The sequence below is a fragment of the Xanthocytophaga flava genome, assembly GCF_030068545.1.
Classification (GTDB): Bacteria; Bacteroidota; Bacteroidia; order Cytophagales; family 172606-1; genus Xanthocytophaga; species Xanthocytophaga flava.
The window spans coordinates 217684-240907 of sequence record NZ_JASJOR010000012.1; the positions used below are offsets into that span (position 1 = coordinate 217684).

Annotated in this window: 22 protein-coding genes; 11 read left to right on the plus strand and 11 right to left on the minus strand. The window is 38.4% G+C overall.

Features of this window, described 5'->3' with window-relative positions; all coding sequences use genetic code 11:
• Positions 1-247: 247 nt before the first annotated feature.
• From QNI15_RS18880 to QNI15_RS18915, 8 genes are all read left to right on the plus strand, one after another.
• Positions 248-1276 carry a sensor histidine kinase gene (locus tag QNI15_RS18880; RefSeq protein WP_314033004.1) on the plus strand — a complete coding sequence of 343 codons (1029 nt, stop codon included), beginning with the start codon at positions 248-250 and terminating at the stop codon, positions 1274-1276.
• 80 nt (positions 1277-1356) lie between these two features.
• Positions 1357-1941 carry a Crp/Fnr family transcriptional regulator gene (locus QNI15_RS18885; RefSeq protein WP_313997575.1) on the plus strand — a complete coding sequence of 195 codons (585 nt, stop codon included), beginning with the start codon at positions 1357-1359 and terminating at the stop codon, positions 1939-1941.
• Positions 1942-2010: 69 nt separating this feature from the next.
• Positions 2011-2421: a DUF4345 domain-containing protein gene (locus tag QNI15_RS18890; RefSeq protein ID WP_314033006.1), complete on the plus strand. Its 411-nt coding sequence runs from the start codon at positions 2011-2013 to the stop codon at positions 2419-2421.
• A gap of 4 nt (positions 2422-2425) precedes the next feature.
• Positions 2426-3010: a DinB family protein gene (locus QNI15_RS18895; RefSeq protein WP_314033008.1), complete on the plus strand. Its 585-nt coding sequence runs from the start codon at positions 2426-2428 to the stop codon at positions 3008-3010.
• Positions 3011-3416: 406 nt separating this feature from the next.
• Positions 3417-6863, plus strand: coding sequence for a SpoIIE family protein phosphatase (locus QNI15_RS18900; RefSeq protein WP_314033010.1), 3447 nt, complete (start codon positions 3417-3419; stop codon positions 6861-6863).
• Positions 6864-7056: 193 nt separating this feature from the next.
• Positions 7057-8040 (plus strand): hypothetical protein, encoded by a 984-nt coding sequence (locus tag QNI15_RS18905; protein ID WP_314033012.1) that lies wholly within the window; start codon positions 7057-7059, stop codon positions 8038-8040.
• A 142-nt stretch (positions 8041-8182) separates the two neighbouring features.
• Positions 8183-9454 (plus strand): metal-dependent hydrolase family protein, encoded by a 1272-nt coding sequence (locus QNI15_RS18910; protein WP_314033014.1) that lies wholly within the window; start codon positions 8183-8185, stop codon positions 9452-9454.
• A gap of 70 nt (positions 9455-9524) precedes the next feature.
• Entirely contained in the window at positions 9525-11027 is a 1503-nt protein-coding gene (locus QNI15_RS18915) for a serine hydrolase (RefSeq protein ID WP_314033016.1), read from the plus strand.
• 20 nt (positions 11028-11047) lie between these two features.
• On the opposite strand, the gene QNI15_RS18920 is transcribed toward QNI15_RS18915, so the two are convergent.
• On the minus strand, positions 11048-11371 hold the full coding sequence (locus tag QNI15_RS18920) for a DoxX family protein (protein WP_314033018.1): 324 nt from the start codon (positions 11369-11371) through the stop codon (positions 11048-11050).
• Between the two features lie 122 nt (positions 11372-11493).
• Positions 11494-12927: a Xaa-Pro dipeptidase gene (locus QNI15_RS18925; RefSeq protein ID WP_314033019.1), complete on the minus strand. Its 1434-nt coding sequence runs from the start codon at positions 12925-12927 to the stop codon at positions 11494-11496.
• Between the two features lie 21 nt (positions 12928-12948).
• Between QNI15_RS18925 and QNI15_RS18930 the strand changes: the two genes are divergently transcribed.
• Both QNI15_RS18930 and QNI15_RS18935 read left to right on the plus strand, forming a co-directional pair.
• Entirely contained in the window at positions 12949-13776 is an 828-nt protein-coding gene (locus QNI15_RS18930; protein ID WP_314033021.1) for a helix-turn-helix domain-containing protein, read from the plus strand.
• A gap of 97 nt (positions 13777-13873) precedes the next feature.
• On the plus strand, positions 13874-14590 hold the full coding sequence (locus QNI15_RS18935) for an SDR family oxidoreductase (protein WP_314033023.1): 717 nt from the start codon (positions 13874-13876) through the stop codon (positions 14588-14590).
• 62 nt (positions 14591-14652) lie between these two features.
• On the opposite strand, the gene QNI15_RS18940 is transcribed toward QNI15_RS18935, so the two are convergent.
• The 9 genes from QNI15_RS18940 to QNI15_RS18980 form a co-directional block, all read right to left on the minus strand.
• Positions 14653-15195 (minus strand): YciE/YciF ferroxidase family protein, encoded by a 543-nt coding sequence (locus QNI15_RS18940; protein WP_313983068.1) that lies wholly within the window; start codon positions 15193-15195, stop codon positions 14653-14655.
• A 242-nt stretch (positions 15196-15437) separates the two neighbouring features.
• Positions 15438-15728 (minus strand): energy transducer TonB, encoded by a 291-nt coding sequence (locus QNI15_RS18945; protein ID WP_314033025.1) that lies wholly within the window; start codon positions 15726-15728, stop codon positions 15438-15440.
• Positions 15729-15888: 160 nt separating this feature from the next.
• The gene (locus QNI15_RS18950; RefSeq protein ID WP_313997599.1) at positions 15889-16401 is read right to left on the minus strand and encodes an energy transducer TonB; all 513 of its coding nucleotides are present in this window, start codon (positions 16399-16401) and stop codon (positions 15889-15891) included.
• A 64-nt stretch (positions 16402-16465) separates the two neighbouring features.
• Complete coding sequence (locus QNI15_RS18955; RefSeq protein ID WP_313997601.1) at positions 16466-16930, minus strand: energy transducer TonB; 465 nt, start codon at positions 16928-16930, stop codon at positions 16466-16468.
• A 5-nt stretch (positions 16931-16935) separates the two neighbouring features.
• Complete coding sequence (locus QNI15_RS18960) at positions 16936-17472, minus strand: energy transducer TonB (RefSeq protein ID WP_313997603.1); 537 nt, start codon at positions 17470-17472, stop codon at positions 16936-16938.
• 14 nt (positions 17473-17486) lie between these two features.
• Positions 17487-17942, minus strand: coding sequence for an energy transducer TonB (locus QNI15_RS18965; RefSeq protein WP_313997605.1), 456 nt, complete (start codon positions 17940-17942; stop codon positions 17487-17489).
• Positions 17943-18006: 64 nt separating this feature from the next.
• A complete protein-coding gene (locus QNI15_RS18970; protein ID WP_313997607.1) occupies positions 18007-18447 on the minus strand; it encodes an energy transducer TonB in 441 nt (146 codons plus the stop codon).
• A 311-nt stretch (positions 18448-18758) separates the two neighbouring features.
• On the minus strand, positions 18759-19169 hold the full coding sequence (locus tag QNI15_RS18975) for an energy transducer TonB (RefSeq protein ID WP_313997609.1): 411 nt from the start codon (positions 19167-19169) through the stop codon (positions 18759-18761).
• Positions 19170-19243: 74 nt separating this feature from the next.
• On the minus strand, positions 19244-20326 hold the full coding sequence (locus QNI15_RS18980; protein WP_314033027.1) for a mannose-1-phosphate guanylyltransferase: 1083 nt from the start codon (positions 20324-20326) through the stop codon (positions 19244-19246).
• A gap of 559 nt (positions 20327-20885) precedes the next feature.
• On the opposite strand from QNI15_RS18980, the gene recQ reads away from it, so the two are divergent.
• On the plus strand, positions 20886-23078 hold the full coding sequence (gene recQ, locus QNI15_RS18985) for a DNA helicase RecQ (RefSeq protein WP_313997613.1): 2193 nt from the start codon (positions 20886-20888) through the stop codon (positions 23076-23078).
• The last annotated feature ends 146 nt before the right edge of the window (positions 23079-23224 follow it).

Below are 23224 nucleotides of genomic sequence, written 5' to 3' on the forward strand. Positions count from 1 at the left end.
CAAATGAAGTGCCAGAGCCCAAATGTGTATTTTTTAGCAGGCTCGCTGCAAATTCAAAAAACATAGCGTCCGGGACTGAACGTTGTTTGTTCGATAATGGGAAATATGTTTAATCAGATAAGTTGTTACTAGTGAGCCTACCTTTTCTTTGTGCTAAATATTTTTATGACTTTAAGAGCTATGTTATAGCTAGTAAGCTATTCATCTTATAGTATTGTATTTAGTCGTTAAAGAACTTCCAGACGTTGTGAACAGATTTGCTTATACTCGGCAAGATCACCTGATTCGGGGAATAGTTTTACCTATATTTGTACTTATTCTTAATTCTATACTGCTGGAAAGTATATACTGGCATGACTGGAGGCTATTTATTATTACAACAGCTATCTCTTCCTTTATCTATTACTTTCACTGGTTTACTAATAATGCCATTGCATTATGGATTCATCGTCTCTATCCTTCTTACCACCAATTTGCCTTACGTGCTTTGGTTTCATATATCCTGGTAAGCTGTAGTTCCTCGACTATAACTTTTGTTATTTTTCAGCTATACAAGTTGGTGGGTTATACACTTGTATATGAAAGGCAAGTATGGGCATTTGGATTTGTGTTGGGAGTAGTTATTCTGGTTGCCAGTATTTATGAAGGGACGAATGCATTGGAGCAGTGGAAAAAATATTTTATTGAGTCAGAATCGTTAAAGAAAGCACAACTACAAAGTCAGTTAGAGGTTCTTAAGAACCAGGTCAATCCTCACTTTTTATTCAATAGTCTAAACTCTTTGGGCTCTTTGATTGAGGAAGATCCCAAACAAGCCAGTCGTTTTCTGGATGAACTCTCTTCGGTATATCGTTACCTTCTGCGCACCAATGATCAGGATCTGGTAGAGTTACATACCGAAATTCAATTTATCCAATCGTACTTTAATCTCTTGCATACCCGGCATGGGAGTTCTTTGCAATTGGTAATGGATATAGATCCATCATTTCATCAACACCAAATTCCTCCTCTGACACTACAACTTTTGGTTGAGAATGCAGTAAAACACAATATTATTCTACCAGATCAGGAACTGGTTGTACAAATTCGAACCGATGAAAATGGAGAACTGCTGGTAAGTAATAATTTGCAACGCAAAAAAGTAAGAGTGCTTAGCAATGGAGTTGGATTAAATAATATTCTGACCAAATACAGAATGCTGGGGCAGGCTTCTCCCAGAATTGAAGAGCAGGATGGTCAGTTTATGGTGACTCTACCCCTTATCCTGCAAGCATGATACCTAAATGTTTGATTGATAACACGGAAGAGGTAACTTGCCTGAAGTAATGTTTAAAATAGATAGAACATTACTTTGTTATGATACCACCTATTGATCTTTTAAAACAACTCATTGATTACAGCTATCCACTTCCTGATAAGGATTGGGAAATTTTTTCAAAGATATGGACATCTTTTTCGGCTAAACGAAAAGAGGTACTTACCCATGCAGGTGAAAAGGAAAAGTATCTGTATTTTGTAGTAGATGGCGTGCAGCGGGTATATTACTTTGACGATCAGGACAGAGAAGCCACATTAGTATTTACCTATTCACCTTCTTTTGGTGGAGTGCTGGATGCATTACTTCTGCAACAACCATCCCGCTATTTTTATGAAACTCTGACTCCATCAGTATTTTTACGGGCCTCAGCAACTGATTTGCTGGCATTAACTGAGCAGAGTCGTGCAATAGAATTATTGGTAAGACAAGGTCTTGTGCAGGCTTTGGCCGGAGTACTGGAGAGACTGGCTGAGTTGCAATGCTACTCGTCAGAAGAAAAGTTTAGAAAGCTTTTGCAACGGAGTCCGCACATTTTGCAGCGGGTGCCTCATAAATACCTGGCTAATTATCTGGGTATTGATCCAACTAATTTTAGCAAGCTGATAAACAAAGTGAAAATCTGAAATCTTGGTAAATACCAAGAGTGTTGTGTATAAATACATTCATCTTTGTATATCTTATTACATAACACTATGAAAACTAATTTAGTAACTATCCTCTCAAGAGGTTTTATCCTCTTTTCAGCTTTAAGCTTGTTGTCTGTCAGTTTGATGGCATTTGTCAACCCGCAATCTGTCATGGATCTGGTACAGGTTAATCTACCTAATACAGATGCATTTAGTTCTATACGAGGCGTATATGGAGGTGTTGGATTGACTATTTTTATTAGCCTGCTTTATCTTATGCGAAAAGATGTACAACTGGGATTGATTTTCCTGTCAATGCTTTGGGGGTTTTATGCATTATCCCGTTTGATAACCATCTTTTCTGAAGGAAGCCTTGGCGCATTTGGGACACAATGGTTATGCATTGAATCAATCCTGTTTGGGATATCTATTATTTTGTTGTTTCTACATAAAAGAACTTTAGCTGTTAATTACTAACGAAATGAAACCTGTATTAAAAGACCAGCTATTAGATTCATTGGAAGAACAAGTGGAAAAACATCTTCGGCAGTGTGTTGAACAGTTTCAGAATCTTAGTGAGGACATTTTATTAGCTCCTGCTACCAATGGAGGATGGAGTATTGCACAGTGTCTGGAGCATTTGAATAGTTATGGCAAGTATTATCTACCTCAAATTCAGAAAGGATTGACCAAGGTGCAGTTAAAGCCTAATGTAGAAACTTTTCGTAGTACCTGGTTAGGAAGGTATTTTACCAGAATGATGGACCCACAGACAGGAACGAGAAAATACAAAGCTTTTAAAGGGCATATTCCTGATCAAAACCTGAACCCCTATGCTGTAGTAGCCGAATTTATCCAGCAACAGGAGACTCTATTGGCTTATATCCGTCAGGCTCGTCATGTAGACTTAAATTGTATTCGTATTCCTATCTCAATCCTGCAATGGATACGTCTAAAACTAGGAGATGTGTTACAGTTTTTGATTGCACACAATGAAAGACATATAGTGCAGGCTCAACGAAATATTCCTATCCTGACTTCATCTGCAAACTCTGCACCTGTCTGACTATTTTATAGTTATAAGGCATTCTATTCCTGGTTGAATCCTAAAAGGGCTTTTGTTGTGAAAGACTTTTTTTCATAAAACCCTATCCGGGCTTACTGTGTACTAAAAATAGATACAGTATAGTTTCTGATACTAGATTGTTTTTGCATACTTGTTTGGTAACTTTCTCTGATATTGATAGATATGGGAGCGGTAACATAATAAAAAAGCAGATTGCTATTATTCTTCCATACAAGAATTCCTGTAATGTTTGGCTGGCTTATGTGATATCCTATGTATGCATACTATCAAATCGGAACAACCTTACTGATTTGAGAGACAGCATTCTACCAGTGATATGTAACCTTTGAAATAGCGGAGGTATTTTTACTGAAAAGTAAAAGAAAACGCTACTATTCTCAGTATCATGTCACGAATTACATATATTTTAAGAGTATCTATCTTACTATTTGTCTTATTGGGAAGAAGCTTCGTTGCCAACGCCCAACAAGGTAATCCCTATATCACCAATTATACGATTACACCTGCTAATCTGCCAGGGTATGACTTACCCCGCACATTTACTTCTATTCTGTCTGGAGGTGATCAGCATATTTATGTAACCAATACCAAAGGTGTCTTATTTTACAATGGATCAGAATGGATATTGGTTCGGACTGCTACCACACCTTTATCATTGACTACACACCCTGATTATTCAGAGCGTGTATATGTAGGGTGTCAGGAAGGATTTGGCTATGTTCAGACAAACGCCAATGGAGAGAATCAGTTTGTTGGTTATGGGAAGGAACAAAAGATTACAGGAGCTATTACACAGATAAAAAGTAATGGAAATCATGTATATCTGTTAAATAAGTCAGCTGTATATGAGTGGGATGTAAAAGAAGACCAGTTAAGTAATGTATGGAAAGCCTCCGGTTCTGCAACCTTTCAGGATTTGTTTGTTCAGAATAATCAGGTATTTATAAACGTAGCAGGAAAAGGTTTGCAACGTATTAATGGGAAGCAATTGACTACCGTTGCAGGAACAGAGGTTTTGGGACAATCCCGTATTGTAGCGACTATTCCTTTATCGGAACAGAAGCAGATTCTGGGAACATCCAACAATCGTCTGTGGATCTTTAACGGTCAGCAGTTGTCTCCTTTATCTATTGAAGCACAAAGTTATCTGGATGCGAATCAGTTATCAAGTGGCACAGACTTATCAGCCTCTATGTATGCCCTTGCTACTGTTTCGGGTGGATGTGTTATTATTGAAAAGCAAACAGGAAAGATACGTCACGTTGTAAACTTCCAGACCGGATTACCTGAAGATGAGATTCAGGCGGTAAGTAAAGATGGACAAGGAAACTTGTGGATCAGTCATTCCATGGGAGTAAGCCGTGCTGATTTTCATTTTTTGGTATCCAACTTCTCTACTTATCCGGGATTGATTGGTAATGTTACGCAGGTTCTTTCACATAAGAATATGCTGTATGTAGCAACAACAGAAGGTATTTTCTATCTGGATAAATCCGACTCTTTTCAGGAAGTTTCCGGATTTGTAAAGCAAAAACGTCAGATTGAACGCATCACAAAAACCATTACCATCAAAGAAAATCGCAAAGGTTTGCTTGGAAAGCTATTTGGAGGGAAAGATGATGTAAAGGTAGACCAGAAAAAAGAAGTTATTGAACTGGAAGACAAACCAACGAATGTCAATCGCCAACAAGAAATCTACGCATTACAGTCTATCCCTTATCTGTTCAAGAAAATAGAAGGGTTTGCTGGAAAGTGTCGTCAGCTTTCTTTGTTTGAAGGCCGGATACTGGCAGCAGGAAGTAATGGTGTATATCAGATTAGTGGAACCTCTTCAACCCCATTGTTGACAGGTGTATATGTACAGTCCTTATATGCTTCTACTAACAAACGAATTCTGGTTGGAGCTCAAAACGGGTTATATGCTCTGAATTTGCGTGGAGACAAGTGGGAACCCGAAAATTATACCCGTCAGGTATCAACACCTGTTCATTCTATGTGTCAGGAAGGAAATACCGTATGGCTGGGTAGCCTGAATCAGGTATGGAAGCTGGAACTGAATACACAAGGCAAAGTTCATAAGGCACATCCTTATACTACCGGACTTCCTTATTCTGACCTTATTCCTGTATTCCTGGCAGAAGGCAAGCCTTCCTTTATTATAGACAATAAATTATATCGCTTTAACAGTTCTGAAAATAAGCTGGAGATTGATGGAGATTGGACTAAGAAAGGAATAGATCTGCGTGCTCCTGTCTATGGACAGAAGGATCTTACCTGGATGCGTTTGGAGGGAAGATGGCAAGAAATCAGCAGCACACAAAAAATAGATCAGCAACGTACAGCTTTATTGAATCTGTTTTCAGATTTGCGGGATGTGTACATTGACAGCAAACAAAACATCTGGGTGGTAGATGCTGCCAATCAGATTTATCAGATTAATGGGGAGCCTAACTTTGGTACACTTCCTGCATTGCATGTATATCTTGAACGAGTAGCTGACAAAAAGGGTAAGAATCTGCCTATTGATGATGTTAGTGTACCATATGATCAGAATGCACTTCAGTTTGTAGTGTCTCCTCGTCAGTTTGGTCAGGAAGCAGCCATTCAATATCAGTATCGTGTGTCAGGTATTGGCAATGAATGGTCTGAATGGCAAACAGCACCTGTATTTCGTTTTCCTATTTTACCTGATGGTTCATTTACTTTACAGGTAAGAGCCCGTGATGCACAAGGAACAGTAAGTGAAGTCAGCGAATTTGACTTTGTAGTGCGTCCTCCGTTCTGGAAAACCTGGTGGTTCCAGGGAATAGTCCTGATTGCCATTGCTGCTGGCGTTGTATTCTTTGTTCGTTTCCGTACCTATCGTTTGGAACAAGCCAATCGCATTCTGGAGCAACGTGTAGAAGAACGTACACTGGAAATACGCTTGCAAAAAGAGCAGATTGAACTTCAGAAAAACGATATTGAATTGCAAAAGCATGAACTGGAGCTGGCATACACAGATATTTCCAAAAAGAACAAACACATTACTGGAAGTATCAATTATGCTCAGAAGATCCAACATGCTATCTTACCATTAGAGTCCCAGATTGAAAAAGCATTGCCAGAATCGTTTGTATTTTTCCAGCCACGGGATACTGTAAGTGGTGACTTCTATTGGTTCTCAGAAAAAGAAGAGGTTGTTATTATTGCGGCAGTTGACTGTACCGGACATGGCGTACCAGGGGCATTTATGTCCATGATTGGTAATACATTGTTAAACCAGATTGTCAATGAGAAGGGCATTACCGAGCCAGCGAAAATTCTGAATTTATTACACAAGGGAGTGCGTAAAGCGTTGAAACAGGAGGAGGATAATAGTGAAAGGCAGGATGGTATGGATATCGCACTTTGTACTTTCAATAAACGTACATTGTTATTGCAGTATGCAGGAGCTAATAACTCACTATATATTGTTGAAAATGGCGAACTGATTGAAACAAAAGCCAATAAATTTGGAATTGGTGGGGTTCAGAAAGAAGCTGAACGATTGTTTACCAATCATACCTTTACAGTGAGTGCTAATACGCATTGTTATCTGTTTACAGATGGATATGAAGATCAGTTTGGTGGACCTGACAACCGGAAGTTTATGGCAAAACGTTTCCGTCAGTTATTGGTAGATATTCATGCTAAACCAGCCACAGAACAAAAACAGATACTGACACAGACCATACATGATTGGAAAGGCCATGAATCGCAAATGGATGATATGTTGGTAATAGGTTTTCAGTTGCCGGTATCTCCCGACTTTGCAATCAAGGCTACCCTGATGGATAGTGTCACCCAATAATGAGATTCAAATTGCTAATATAAAATCCCATCTGTGCCAACAAGCAGATGGGATTTTTGATTTATGATAGTGGGAAGAATACTTAGGAAGCCTTACTATCTGATAAACACTTCTATTCTAGTTTAGTAACATTTTTGGAGTGCTGGTATTGTTGTATATTTAGTAATTATGTTTAAAGTTTCTCAATACAACTATGAAAAAACCACTTCTTTTATTGGTATTCTTTTATGGTTTGCAAGCAACCTGGGCTCAGACTGACTCCAGTGCCTTTCTTTTTGCCAAACGCCACAAGTTTCGTTACATCATTGAGATTAAAAATGACTCAGGGTTCGTTTATAAACTAGAACAACATTCCTTCCATGTTGTCTTAGATGTGCTTATTGCTGAAGATACAGTTATACTTCAACCAAAATCAGAGGATGATTTGTACATTGGTAAAAAGTTTCAATTTGGTAAAGACTCTAAAAATAGGGTACATCTGGTAGATAAAAGTAGACCACAAAAATCTATAAAGATCAAAGTAGATTCAATAAGTAACCAAAATGCCAATTATATGGTGAATGAAGGTTATTGGTATAGCCGGTTTTCACAACTGAATGATACTCTACATCTCAAAAATCCCTGGATTACTATTGGTCCAGTTGATGCCTTTAGTTATTGGCAGGCATTCACCAAGAGTGAGACCGCATCTATAAATGTAGGGGGGCCACACAAAAGCTTTCAGGTATTTGCAATGAATAAATTGAAACAAATACGAGATAGTATTGAAGCCAAAGAAGCTAAGAATGTCAATAGTATGCAAAGTATACTGGATAGTGCTACTATTTTATCTGCTGACAAGCTGAAAGATAAGTTCAGAGAATTATCTGGTTATGAAGAAAAGAATTATTTTGATGCTGCTGCTCATGCTCTCAGCAAACAGCATCCTCAGAACTTTTTTGAATTGGTGGAGGCTGCGCCTGATTTAAAAAAGAAATTGTATCAATCTTTATACTATGATAAACAAATAGTAACTACTCTGAAAAGCGTTGAAACAACATCTCCCATAAAGGATGATTTCCTTAAAAAGCAGAAAAAAGTAAAGTTAGTACACACAATAGTTGTTTCTGCTGTCTCAATTGGTACTATAAGCTTTTACGTACTTTTAGGTTGGGGTATTTATGCATTGGCAACATAGTTGATTACCAATTCTATAGACAGATGGGATTATTCATAGTTGTGGTTTGGGAGTATGTTTGGTATTCCTCATAAACTTTGTATTTTTAGTCAAGTGAGAATCTGATTCTACGCTTTCTCCTAGCTATACAAACCACTTTTCTATGAAGCAAACTTTACTCATTGCCATTCTACTGTCTATACACCTTTCCTGTTTTGCTCAAAAATCTGTCTTACTGGCAAAAAATCTTATTGATGGAACAGGGAAAGTTATTCCAAATCCTGCCATACTTATTGAAAGGGATAAAATAGTCGGTATTACTACCAGAGATAAGCTACCTAAAAATAGTATTGTTACAGATCTGGGAGACTACACTTTACTTCCAGGCTTGATTGATCTGCATGTACATCCAAATCTGAGTGTAGAAGGTTACCAGGTATATCATGTAAAAACATCTTCTGCTTACAAAGCATTAGCTGGGTTACACAGAGTACAGGATCTATTGTCTGCCGGATGGACAACACTCCGTGTTGCCGGAGATGGCGATGTAGGTTATGCTAATATGGAAATCCGCAAAGCCATAAATGAAGGATTGTTTAGTGGTCCCCGAATATATGGAGCCGCACATTATCTCTCGGTAACAGGTGGCGGCGGTGATATTAATTTTGTTTCATATGAACAACCTGTTATTGCTGATGGACTTGTCGCCGATGGACCTGATCAACTGCGAAAAGCTGTTCGTAATGAAATCAAATATGGCAGTGACTGGATTAAAATCCTGGTTACAGGGGCTTTCATGAGTTCAGGTGACAATCCGAATAATGTACATTTTAGTCCGGAAGAATTAAAAGTTGTTGTGGAAGAAGCTGCTCGGCGTGATGTACCTGTCATGGCTCATGCCCATAGCAATGAAGGAATTAAGATGGCTGTTGAAGCAGGTGTGCGTACCATTGAACACGGATCTTTTCTTGAAAATGATGCTATTGATCTGATGGTGAAACATAATACCTACTTGATTCCGACATTAGCTATTCACTTATATCACACAGAAGAAATTGCAGATCAAAAAGCTCTTCAAAAAGCAGTAACACTAACTAATAAAACCAAAGAAGGCACTTATACAAATTTTCAGCTGGCTGTAAAAAAAGGAGTAAAGTTTGGTTTGGGGACTGACTTTATTGACTGGCCATCTGCTTTTTCAGCTAAGGAGTTTACTGAGTACCTCAAACTAGGGTTTACTCCTATGCAGGCTATTATGTGTGCTACCAAAGTAAATGCAGAGATTTTAAAAAAAGAGAAAGAAATAGGTACAGTTGAGGTTGGAAAGCTGGCTGATATTATAGCTGTAAAGGGAGATCCACTAAAAGACATTACAGAACTGGAGCGTGTAAAATTTGTGATGATAGGAGGGAAAATTGTGAAAAATGAGAAATAGGGCTAAGTAATTGTTTAAAAAAATCTTTTGAAGATGTATACTAACACTAACCTGAACCATACAAACCTTTATGAAGAAAATACTACCATTTTTGCTTTATCTGCTTTCTCCCTTACTGTTTGCTCAAACGACTAAGCAACTCAATGAATTTGACGCCTACATTCAAAAATCTGTTAAGGAGTGGCAAATTCCTGGTCTTGCTATTGCTGTTGTAAAAGATGGAAAGGTAATTGTAAAGAAAGGCTATGGAACACGTGAAATTGGAACAGCTCAACCTGTAGATGCCCATACACTATTTGCCTGTGCTTCTACCACTAAGGCACTGACAGCAACAGGCATGGGAATGTTGGTAGATGCAGGTAAGGTAAACTGGAATGACCCTGTAATTAAATACCTGCCAGATTTTCATCTGTATGATCCATATGTAACGAAAGAACTGACCATACGGGACCTGTTTACCCATAATTCAGGTGTAGGTAATACAGATTTTCTATGGGGTGATACGGATTGGTCTTCAGAGGAGGTTCTTCAAAAGATGGCAATGGTCAAACCTTCTTATTCGTTTCGGGCAAGCTTTATTTACCAGAATATTTTTTATCTGGTAGCTGGGAAGGTAATTGAGAAAGTGAGTGGTATGAATTGGGGAGAATTTATGAAACAACGTATTTTTCAGCCTCTGGGAATGACCCGTACCAAACCCTACTTTAAAGAAGTAACGGATGTCAATCGATCACGTCCCCATTTCAAAGTAGAGAATACTATCGTTGCTATTGAAGATTTAAAAGCAGATGCTATTGGACCGGCTGGTAGTATCTGGTCTTGTGTGGATGATATGGCAAAATGGGTTGCCTGTATGCTCGATAGTAGCAAGTATACAGGTGGAAGGTTAGTAAATCCGCAAACGTGGGCGGAATTATTTAAACCTCAGGTAATGGTGCCACCCTCTCAGTTTTATCCTACCATGCGACTGACCCAACCTAACTGGACAACATATGGACTAGGATGGTTTCAACAGGACTATAAAGGTAAGAAAGTTAATTTTCATACAGGTAGCTTACCAGGTACTATTGCTATTCATGGCCAATTGCCCGAGGCTAAGTTAGGTATCTATATTCTGGGTAACTATGATCATGCAGAGATACGTCATGCATTGATGTTTAAGGCATTTGACTTGTTTACTCTGGGAGGGAACCGTGATTGGAGTGCTGAGTTTTTGACACTATATCAGAGTCTGGCTGAAGCAGCAAAAACGGCAGAGAAAGAATTCGAAAGCAGCCGAAAACTAAATACACAACCTTCATTACCTCTGGAAGCCTATACTGGCAAGTATTCAGATCCTTTGTATGGAGATGTAGTGATTACTCTTGCAAATAATCAATTAGCTGTCACAATCAATAAGTTCGTTAAGATTACGGTAGAACATTGGCATTATAATACGTTTAGGGGGTGGTATGAAAAAAAATGGTATGGAAAAGATACTGTCAATTTTATACTCAGTGCAGACGGAACTATAGAAAAAGTTGTTATAGATGGGAAAGGATATCAGAAAGAGGGGCCTGAGAAAAAATTATAATTCCTATCAGGTTTATACGGTTAGGTATATCGTAAAGCCCATGCGATCAAGACCGCCTGTAGTGGGAGGCGAGCCCATAGTAGCCAGGACGGAATGCGATGGAATTTTTGGCTGGTAGCCATATAGATATTGGCAGGAAATATAGCAATCAGCAAAAGTACAATGCCCCACGCAGACCAAACCCGGGTTGGTGAAAATAATAAACCAATACCTAAGGCAGATTCTGCAAATCCACTGAGCAGCACCATAGCACGATGAGCCGGAATGTAGGGGGGCATGATCGATTCATACATACGGGGTTTCACAAAGTGAAGGATTCCCGCTATAATATAAAGTATTGCCATTGCTATCAGATGCCATTCCATACAATGTCTGGTTAGAATTAAATAAAAAACAAAGGTAAAGAAATACTGAATAGTCTATGAATGTCAGTCTTCTTTGCCTTTGCTGTATTTAGGAAGTATGGTTATTTTTTTAGTTCGTTCTTATAAACTTTACCATCTTTCATTACAAATTTAACTTTCTCCAATAGAGTAACATCATCCAGCGGATTTCCTTCTATCGCAATAATATCAGCCCATTTGCCTTTGGTAATTGAGCCTATACGTTCTTTCCATCCTAATAGATCTGCTGCATTGATAGTCGCTGCCTGAATAGCCTGAATAGGAGTAAGACCATACTTTACCATGTAATAAAACTGTTTTCCATTCCAGCCATGAGGGTATACACCTGCATCTGTTCCATAGGCTATTTTAACACCTCCTTTTACTGCTTTGGCAAAACTTTCGCGTTGCGTACGTCCTACCAGTTGTTCTTTGTCCAGAATCTTTTGCGGATAGCCCAAGCGTTTGTATTCACTCATAATGTAATCATCGTTGTAAATGTCGGCAACCAGATAAGTACCTTGCTGTTTCATAAGCTGTATTGCTTCAGCATCCAGAAAGCTGCCATGTTCTACAGAGGCTACTCCTGCCCGGATAGCCTGTTTGATAGCATCTGTGCCATGAGCATGAGCACAGGTTTTCCGTCCCCACATTTTTGCTTCTTCTACAATGGCTTTCATTTCCTCCAGTGAAAACTGAGGTGCACCCACACTTTCTTCTTCAGATAACACGCCAGCTCCAGCCCCAAACTTAATTACATCCGCGCCGTATTTGATATTGTACCGTACTTGTTTGCGAAGCGCATCAACACCATCGGCTACTCCCATCATTTCTTTGGGTAACTGAAAACTCAGGAAAGGAGAGAATCCATTTAAGTCACCATGACTTCCTGTAGAGCCAATAAATAAAGTGGCAACCTGCAACCGGGGACCTTCAATTTCACCTGAATTGATAGCATTACGCAGGGCTACATCTATAAAGGCTGCAGCACCCACATCGCGGCAGGTCGTAAATCCTGCCTGTAATGTGCGTTTGGCATAGATATGGGCTGTTATAGCATAGTCCATAGGCGTTTTGCGAAAAATATCGCCATAATAGTCACCACTCGGTTGAGAAGTAATGTGGGTATGACAGTCAATCAAACCGGGTAACACTGTAGCATTGCTTAGATCAATAACCTCAGCATTGGCAGGAATAGCCAGTCCCGTACCTATATTGACAATCGTATTACTATCAATCAGGATAACCTGTTGGTTTAATACCGTACCACTGACTACATCAATGACTTTTCCAGCTTTGATGGCTTTTAATTTAGACTGAGCTGCAACCAGCTGACAGAAAATAATAGTAAGAGTAAAGAGTAAGATAAACTTTAGCTTCATGGAATAAGGTGAGAAAGGATAGCAGTTGGTTTGTATATTTGAATAAGTAAAGTTAAATGCAGAATTGATAATTGCAACAATGGCAAAAGCCCGGATAATGGATAACACAGGAAATGTATAAGTATTACTTGTCATATGAACTAAAAACTGGTTTCTATGTTAGAATCCGTCCTTCATTATATTCACACAAACTTTGACCAGGAGTTATCTTTGGATATCCTGGCCGAACAGGCAAATTATTCTTCTTTTCATTTTCACAGGCTGTTTAAAGAGCAGATAGGAGAAGCACCTAAACAATACATACTTCGGTTACGGCTAGAGAAAGCTTGTAAAGACTTGATATTTTATCCTCATAAATCCATTTATGAAATTGCTTTGGATTGTGGATTTAGTTCTGCCTCAGTATTTGCCAGAGCCTTTCGGCGTAGATACCAGATAAACGCAGAGCAATATCGGGAATTAGAGCTGCAAAAGCTTACACACAATACAACAACTGTCAGTTTATCAAGTGACCAGTTAGAGATAGTACGAATGGAACGCTTTGTCATTGCATATGAGATTGCATTGCTTGATAAGGAAGAAAATAGTATGCAAGCATTCCGGAATATATATCAATGGGCCGAAGCAAGGGATATGACAGATCGTTACCCTCACTTTTATGGTGTATTTCTGGATTCGCCAGTTACTACAAAGATGGAGCAATGCCGCTATCTGGCTGGTATACGTGTATACCCTTCTGAAAATATTCGGTTTACTGAAAAAATGATGGCGTTGGGGGGAGCTAAGCATGCACAGATTCAGATAACAGGAGGTATGTCTGAGGTGGTGAATTATGCACTTCATTTCAAAAAGCAATGGATTGCTCAGAGCGGATATGAGATTATTCCTGAATCCATAGGCTTTGAAGCTTTTTCTCAATTGGATTTCAATTTACCTTATGCTTCTCATAACCGTAAGATCTGTATTGCTGTGCAGCCCAAATAGCAAGAAATGCAAACTACTTAGCAAAAAGTGAACAATGCTTCTCTGTGTCAACCCCTACTTTTGAAGTGTTTATTTACTACTTTAAACCAACAGGACAATGACAACAGAAAGCAAACACGTCATGATAGCCGGTGGTACTTCCGGAATAGGACTAGCTACTGCAAAGAAACTAATTGAAAAAGGTATCCGGATTACAATTACAGGACGTGATAATGAAAAACTACAGCACGTGTTAACTGAATTAGGTCCGCTGGCAAGTGGAGAAGTTGTAGATTCCTCTGATATAACACAATTGCAGGCTTTTATGAAAAAGATAGATCCTATTACAGATCTGGTGATTACCGTAAGCGGGGGAAAAGGTATGGGTTTATTTCGGGATCTGGACCTACAACAGTTAAAAGAAGGTTTTGAGGAAAAGCTGTTTCCGCAATTAGCTACCGCACAGGCTGCTATCCCATATATTGCCTCTCATGGTAGCATTACATTTGTGTCTGCTGCCAGTTCACAAGCCAAAAGAGAAGGAACAGGTGGTCTGGCGGCTATCAATGGCTCACTGGAAATTATGGTTCCTGTGTTAGCCAAAGAACTCAAACCCATTCGGGTAAATGCAGTTTCTCCTGGCGTGATTAATACTCCCTGGTGGAATTTTTTGCCAGAAGAAACCAAACTGCAAACATTTCAGCAGCTAGCTCAATCAACTCCCGCAGAGAGAGTCGGGCAGCCCGAAGATATTGCAGCCGTTATTGATACTCTCTTAGGCAATACTTTTATTACAGGGCAAGTGATAACAGTAGATGGAGGGTATAGTCTGTAATACTGACAAGAAAAAAGACCTGAGGTGATCAGGTCTTTTTTCTTGTGAACACGTCTATACGATTATTCTGCCAACGCACGTTGATTCACAAATGATTCTGCAATATCTGTTAATAAGGTATCTGCATTTTTTTCTTCCTGTAATGTCTGAGCCAGTAAGGAAGCTGCCGTTTCATAACCTAGCAGACGTGCCAGTGTACGTAATGATCCATATGCAGCGATTTCATAGTGTTCCACTTTTTGAGAAGCGATGATAATACCTGCATCCCGGGTAAGTGTGCCTTCGATTGTTTCATCAATGAGTTCGTTGCCTTCTTCGAGCAAGCCTTTCATGGCTTCACAGGTAACTTCAGAAGGTGTTTCATTGATTGAGCTGAATACTTGTTCCAGACGGCGTACATGGCCACGGGTTTCCTCTAAGTGTCTGGTAATTGCAGTCTTAAGATCATTGGTGGTTGCAGCTTCTGCCATAGCTGGTAGTGTGTTCACCAATTTGTTCTCTGCATAATAAATGTCTCTTAATTCTTCAAGAAATAATTCGCGAAGTGATTCAACATTATCTGAACCAGAAAAGAAGTTTTTTACGGAATCTCCAAAAGAAGCCATATTGAAATAGGATTAAAAGGTTTGTGTTAAAAAGAAAAGTTGTGTGCAAACCTGCCAAACATTTGTGCCAGTGGCAGGGTGATAGGAGAGAGTGTTGGCATTACTTTTTACCTGCCGCATTCCGTTGAATTAGCTTCCCGTTGGGGTGTTTTATACGCACTATATAGTTGGTAATTAGTTGATAATCAAAATTTTATCTGTATAAATGCTATGAAGGAGATAAAGGTGTGGAAGTATAATCTTTACTTCTGACTAAAGCGAATTGGTAAGCTGCATCGCATTCCCTGTAGTTGTGTTTCGTCGGGATTTTCTGGGTAGATCCAGTTAGGCATGAGTTTGATAACTCGTATGGCTTCTGCGTCAAAATCAGGGGTCAGACCTTTAGCTATTCCAGGCTCTACAATACTGCCATCTGGTTTGATTAGAAAGTTAACAAATACAACTCCTCCTATATCTGTCTTATTAGAAGGCCACTGGAGATTTTTCTTAAAGAAGCTATGCATGGCTTGCACACCTCCTGGAAATTCAGGCATTACTTGTGGGTAAAGTAGACAAACAATTGCTGTATCCTCATCTAGCGTGTTGTCCTTCTTATCGAATTGCGGTTGTATCCTTTCCTTATTGATGGAGCAGGATATCAAAATAAGGAGTATAAACAGTATACTTTTTCTCATAAAATATAAGTAGCAGAGGTTACTTCTTCTTCCCAGAAAGAACGAAGCTGATAGGTAGACTATATGGACTTGATATGTTGCGTCCTCCTGAAGATGCAGGTTTCCATTTAGGCATCAGTTTAATAATGCGTATAACTTCTTCATCACAACCATAGCCAATACCTCTCTTTACTTTAATCTCGTCAATAGTGCCATCTATAGTAATAATAAAATGTATATATACAACACCTTCTATTTTTAATTTCTTAGCAACTTCCGGATAGTGTAAGTTATTTTGTAGAAACTCGCGTAATTTGGGAATTCCTCCCGGAAACTCAGGCAGTTGTCCAAACCATGTAATTATGCGTGTTTCTTCATTTGCCTCAGATAAAGCTATTTTATCAGCGATAAATAAGCTATCTATGGAAGGAGGATCTTCTGCAGTAGCTGTAAATGTTAGAGCCTGTATTTTTCCAGAAACTTTTGGTTTTGACTGTTGAGCAAAGCAGACACCACAATTCAAAAGGAAAAGGAAGAATAGAGATTTTTTCATAGGAAGATTCTGTTACCTGTTAGGTAGATGCAGAGAACTTCCTTTTTCCATAATCTAATACTGATTAGTTGGGAGAGTTTGATGACAATATAAAACGAATAGGTAATGTATACTCTTGGGCTATTATTTCACCATATGATTTCCCTGGTTTCCATTTAGGCATATGCTGAACAACGCGTACGGCTTCTGCATCAAAATCCGGATGTATTCCTTTTATTACTTCAATGTTGCTAATACTGCCATCCGTATTGACAAGAAATCGGACATATACAATTCCACTAGCATCCGCGGTGGTAGTTGGCCACCTGAGATTTTGATGTAAGTACGGACCTAATTCCCATATACCTCCAGGAAATTCGGGTCTTTGCTCTATAAAGCAGCCCCAGAACGCTACTGAATCTGTAGACACTGTAGTATCTATGGTAGACTCTTCTTTCTGGGTTGAAGAAATGAATGGCTCATGATTAACACAGGATGAGAGAGTTGTCAGAAATAGAAAGAGTATGAACTTGACTATTTGAGAAACCATACGAATTACTTTGTAAGTGTGGAGAAACTTATAGGCAGAGTATAGCGACACGATACATTACGATGATTGAACTGTGCTGGTTTCCAGTTAGGCATGAGTTGAATCACTCGTAGGGCTTCTTTATCAAAGTCTGGCCCTATTCCTTTTAATACATGGATGTCTTCGAGGTGACCATCTTGTTGAACCCAAAAAGTAACGTATCCTACTCCACTTATATCAGATAAAGTGTGTGGATACTTCAGATGCTTTTGTATGAATGATTCCATTGCTTTTTTTCCACCAGGAAATTCAGGGAGAGTATCTACTACATAGCATTCGCTGTAAGAATGTCTATCTCTATTTAATTCTGCCAGATAATCCACCTGATAATCTGAATCAGAAACAAGAAGATCTTCTGTTTTTTCATCCACTAACAATGTATCTGTTACCTTTTTCTGAGAAGCTATAGGAGAGGATTCATTCTTACAACCTGACAATAACACAATACCTAGAATGCAAAAGATACAATATGTGGATAGTTGCATTAGTGGTCGTTTCATCATACTTGCTCTTTTGTTTATTTCCGGGCTATTCTGGTAGACTTAAACTCAATAGGCAGAATGTAATTTACATCAATAGGGTGGCCTCCCTGAAGAGCAGGTTCCCAAACTGGCATATGTCTGACTAATCGTACTACTTCCTCATCACATCTATAGCCCAATCCTTTAATTACTTTTATATCCTGAAGCAGACCCTTGTCTCCTACAGTAAAGCTAACATATACTTTTCCTGTAACTTCGGCTTTTAGTGCTTCTGGTGGAGATTGCAGATTATCTGTAATGAATTGTTTCAATCCTTCTTCTCCACCCGGAAATTGTGGTGCTCGTTCGGAAAGTTTCGAATCAATGGTTGTGGTTTTATGAAGAGTAGGAAAATGTGTCTGATGAGAGTTAAATACTGTAACGTCTGTTTCTTTGTGAAAATCACAAGCTGTAAGAATAATTAGTAAGATTACAGATGTATATTTTTGCATACACAAAATGCTGCTTTTAGTTGTTTTGCTATCTTCTATATGAATTGAATAGTAATGAAAAGCCTTATATGGCAAGATAGAAGCTGATAGGTAGAATATATTTAATAGCCGTATTTCTTCCATTTTGTTGTGCAGGAACCCATTGTGGTATAAGATTAAGTACACGCACTACCTCCTCATCACATCCATACCCTAAGCCTTGTAAAATCTGAGGGGATTTGATAAATCCTTTCTCATCTATTATAAAACCAGCATAGATTGTTCCCTGAACTTTGTTATTCCTTGCCAGAGCAGGATATCTGAGATTTTTTTGAATAAGAGTATATAATGCAGAGATACCCTCCGGATATTGAGCAAGTTGCGCTGTCCAGAAAAGAGGTTGCTCACAATTCAGTGGCTGTAACGTTTTTGGGATTGACGTATTTAATTTGCTCTGTTTAACCTGAGCATAATTTGGAATCGAGAGAAGAAAAATAGAAAAGAGAATAACTATTGCCTTGTACATAAAGCAGTATTTTCTGCTTTGATGCACAAGACATCTTTTTTCCATAACAGCAAATGAAAATTTCTGTTATTATTTACCTATAACTTATTGTCCAGAGCCAAAAACAGATGGGAAACGAATATCTGACAGACACTTTTTGATTGTTTTGAAAACCTGACTACCATTTCGGCATGATTTTAAGTACACGAGCCACTTCCTCGTCGCAACTATATCTTATGTCGGTTAAAAAGTTTTCATAGGAAATAATAAGAATAACCCTCATTGCTGGCTAGGGCTATAAGAGGGATTTTCAGATATTATGAAAGAACTAACTATTTACGTGTTAACCCAAAATTGACTGGTATAGCAAATCTTACTGGTACTGGTTGGCCATTTAGAATACCTGGGCTCCATGTTGGCATAAGCCTAAGCACTCTAAGAACTTCTTGATCACACCCATACCCGATTCCTTTGGCAATAAAAAGATTCTGGATGGTTCCATCTTTTCCAATGACAAATGATGCGAAAACTGTTCCTGTTACATTGGCTTTAAGAGCTTCTTCAGGATAGTTTAAATTCTTTTCTATAAACTTGCTCAATTTTGGAATCCCTCCCGGAAATTCAGGCATGTGATCTACAAAAAGATATACACTGTCACTGGTTGATTCTGTTGGAGTCTTAGTCTGGGCAGAAATACAGGTAATAGTACTCAGAGAGATAATAAGAGTATAAATATACTTCATAATAGACATAAAATTACCCTCATGTTAAGCATGAGGGTAGGTATAGAAGATTAAATAGTAAGCAATTGTGTTAATTAAACAAATTCGTTTCCTTTATTCTTCGCATCATTGACAAACTCCTTTACTTTCTGTTCATCATCTTTGCGGCAGATCAGAAGTACATTATCATATTCTGCAACGATAAATCCATCCAGACCATTAATAGCAATCAGACGATCTTTAGGAGTTTTGATGATGCAGTTTTTGGTATCATACAACATCACACTCCCATCAATAACATTTTCATGCTCATCTTTATCGGATACTTCATACAATGATTTCCATGTTCCCAGGTCAGACCAGCCAAAGTCGCTTAATACTACATAGACGTCCCCAGCCTTATCTGCTTTTTCCATAATGCCTACATCAATAGAGATACTTTTACACCAGGAATAGGCTTTGTCTATATAAGTAGATTCTTCTGTAGTGAAGTAGAATGGTTTGCCATCTTCAAATGCTTCTGCTATATCCGGAAGATACTGCAGGAAATTTTGAGTTACAGTCTGTGCATTCCAGACAAAGATCCCTGCATTCCATACATAGTCTCCACTCTCAATAAATTTTTTAGCATATTCCAGACTTGGTTTTTCTGTAAAGGTTTTTACTTTCAGAACATCTTCTCCATCTTCTGGATGAAACTGAATATAGCCATACCCTGTATCAGGGCGACTAGGTTTAATTCCCAGTGTTACAATTTTATTTGTTTCTGTAGTAGCTTTCAGTGCTTTCTGGATATCCGCTCTAAATGCTTCTTCTTTTAATATGATATGATCCGCAGGAGCTATAACCAGATTGGCATGAGGATCTTTATGAGCAATTTTGTAGGCTGCATACGCGATACAAGGAGCTGTGTTGCGACGAGCTGGTTCCAGTAATATCTGATCGTAGGAGAGCTGTGGTAGTTGCTGTTTTACCAAGTCTCTGTATTCTGCACTAGTTACAACATATATATTTTCGGGTGGACAGATACCATCAAAACGATCAGCAGTTTGTTGGAGCAGAGTCCGGCCTGTTCCTAATACGTCATGAAACTGCTTGGGATTACTGGTGCGACTAAACGGCCAGAAGCGTGTGCCTACACCTCCTGCCATAATAATAACATAGTTGTTTTTGCTCATTACTGGTTCCTTTATGTAATTGTTATTCGTACGTTAATTAATTTTTAAAAAAATCTTACATCCCCTTTGTAAGATAGAAATAATAAGTATATATGTTAAATATTTTTCCAGTAGTTGTATGAATATTTGATTTGTCCAACTAATCAAAAGAAAAATATAGTACTAAATCTGCCTGGTAGTATGAAATATTATTTTACAAAAAAGCATCTATAGAAAAAATCATATTTGATTAAATGTGATTTTGGATTCATTTTATTTTATAGAATGCGTCTTTTGCCATTTAACTTACTGTAAGAAAGCTCCCCTATATTCGGCAAATGTAAGAATAGTAACCAACCTGTCAAACTTTGAGAAGTTTCTAATACTTTCATTTGTAACTAATTATATATAGTTGAATTGTTGAAAAATATTTCATAGCTTACCTCATGAACTGCAAAATAAAGTTTGCAAAGCAACGCTTTTTTAGCAATTTTGACATAAGACTTGATGCAAAAGTTTTACCAGCACACGCTAATCATCGTTAAAAATATAAAAGTTATCTACCTTCAGAAAGATTCAGATGTTGACGGACGAGTTATCTCAAATAAAAGAAACCCTTAAAGACGTTTTTGGCTATAGCCAGTTTCGCGGAACCCAGGAAGAAATTATTCAAAGTATTTTAGCGGGACGCAATACGTTTGTAATTATGCCAACAGGGGCAGGTAAATCATTGTGTTACCAGTTACCTGCTATTGTAATGTCTGGGACTGCCATTGTAATTTCACCCCTGATTGCTTTAATGAAAAATCAGGTAGATCAGTTAAACGCAGTTGGTATCAATGCCCAGTTTTTAAATTCTACTCTCAGTAAAGCGGAAATTACAAAAGTTAAAAAAGATGTATTGAATGGTGAGATCAGGCTTTTATATGTAGCACCTGAATCTCTAACCAAAGAAGAAAATATTGACCTTCTCAAAAGAGCTAATATCTCATTTGTTGCAGTAGACGAAGCACATTGTATTTCTGAATGGGGACATGATTTCCGTCCGGAATACCGCAAGATTAGAGGTATTATTGAAAATTTAGGTAAAAACCTTCCAATTATTGCCCTTACAGCTACGGCAACCCCTAAAGTCCAGACTGACATTCAGAGAAACCTGGACATGGATGATGCGGAACTTTTTAAATCTTCCTTTAACCGCAAAAATCTTTACTACGAAGTACGTCCAAAAGTTGATGCGAAGAAACAATTAATTAAGTATATAAAAAACCACAAAGGTAAATCAGGTATTATCTATTGCCTTAGCCGCAAGAAAGTAGAAGAGATCGCTGAGTTACTCAGTGTAAATGACATTAAAGCGTTGCCTTATCATGCTGGTCTGGATGCGTCAATTCGTATGGCTAACCAGGATGCATTTTTGAATGAAGATGTAGATGTAATTGTGGCTACTATCGCATTTGGGATGGGAATTGACAAACCAGATGTTCGTTTTGTTATTCACTACGATGCTCCAAAGTCGCTGGAAGGATATTATCAGGAAACAGGACGGTCTGGTCGTGATGGATTGGAAGGTAACTGTATCATGTTCTATAGTTACAATGACATTCTGAAACTGGAGAAATTTAATAAAGACAAACCTGTTACAGAGCGGGATAATGCCAAACATCTCTTACAGGAGATGGCTGCTTATGCTGAGTCTTCTGTATGTCGTCGTCGTCAGCTTCTGCATTATTTTGGTGAGCAACTGGATCACGATTGTGGCTATTGTGACAACTGTCTGAAACCTCGTGAGAAATTTGAGGCGCAGGATGATGTAGTGCTGGCAGTTCAGGCTGTAATACAGACAGAGTCACGTTTTGGGGTGCCACATCTTGTAGATGTTTTACGTGGAGTTAAAAATGATTATGTAATAAGCTACGGACATGATAAACTTAAGCTATTTGGTGTAGGAGCAGAAAAAGATGTTGCCTATTGGACTTCTGTGTATCGTCAGATTACCATTTATAACTTCCTGGAAAAAGATGTAGATGTAATTGGCATTGCGCGTCCGTCTGCTAAAGGACTGGAATTCGTAGACAATCCTTATCCTGTCACGCTGACTAAGGATCATGATTATTCAAATGTAGATGAAGAAAGTGATGAGGATGATAATGATGCTGGCAATCCATCTACTCCACGTGCTGCCGATGAGACTTTATTCGAAATGCTGAAAGCACTTCGTAAAAAGATTGCGAAAGAGAAGGGCTTACCTCCGTACGTTATTTTTCAGGACCCTTCTCTGGAAGAGATGGCTACCACCTATCCCACAACCAAAGAGGAACTAGCACAGATTAATGGTGTTGGAGGAGGAAAGGTTGCTAAATTTGGTAAACCATTTCTGGAACTAATAGCTAAATATGTTGCTGAAAATGATATAGAGACAGATTCGGATGTCTTGATCAAGTCTACCGCTAATAAGTCTAAGACCAAGATCTTTATCATTCAACAAATTGACAGGAAAATCAATCTGGATGAAATCGCAGAGTCAAAAGTTTTGACTATGGCTGATTTAATAGAAGAGATAGAGCATATTTGTTATTCTGGAACACGTCTTAATCTGGATTATTATATTGATCAGATTTTAGATGAAGACAAACAACAGGATATCTGGGATTACTTTATTTCTGCAGAAACAGACAGTATGAAAGTAGCACTAGCCGAGATGGGGGATGATTTTAGTGAAGAAGAATTACGACTTATGCGGATTAAATTCCTTTCGGAAGTTGCCAACTAGAAAATGTAGCATTCTTTTCTTAAAAGACCTCTTTTCACTCTGGAAAGAGGTCTTTTGTTTGTTAGCGTAGTATATAATTGTAAATGCGAAGACACCTTGAGCTATGGCTACAAAGTGTATTTAGACACTTTATCTGAAGTTTGTTC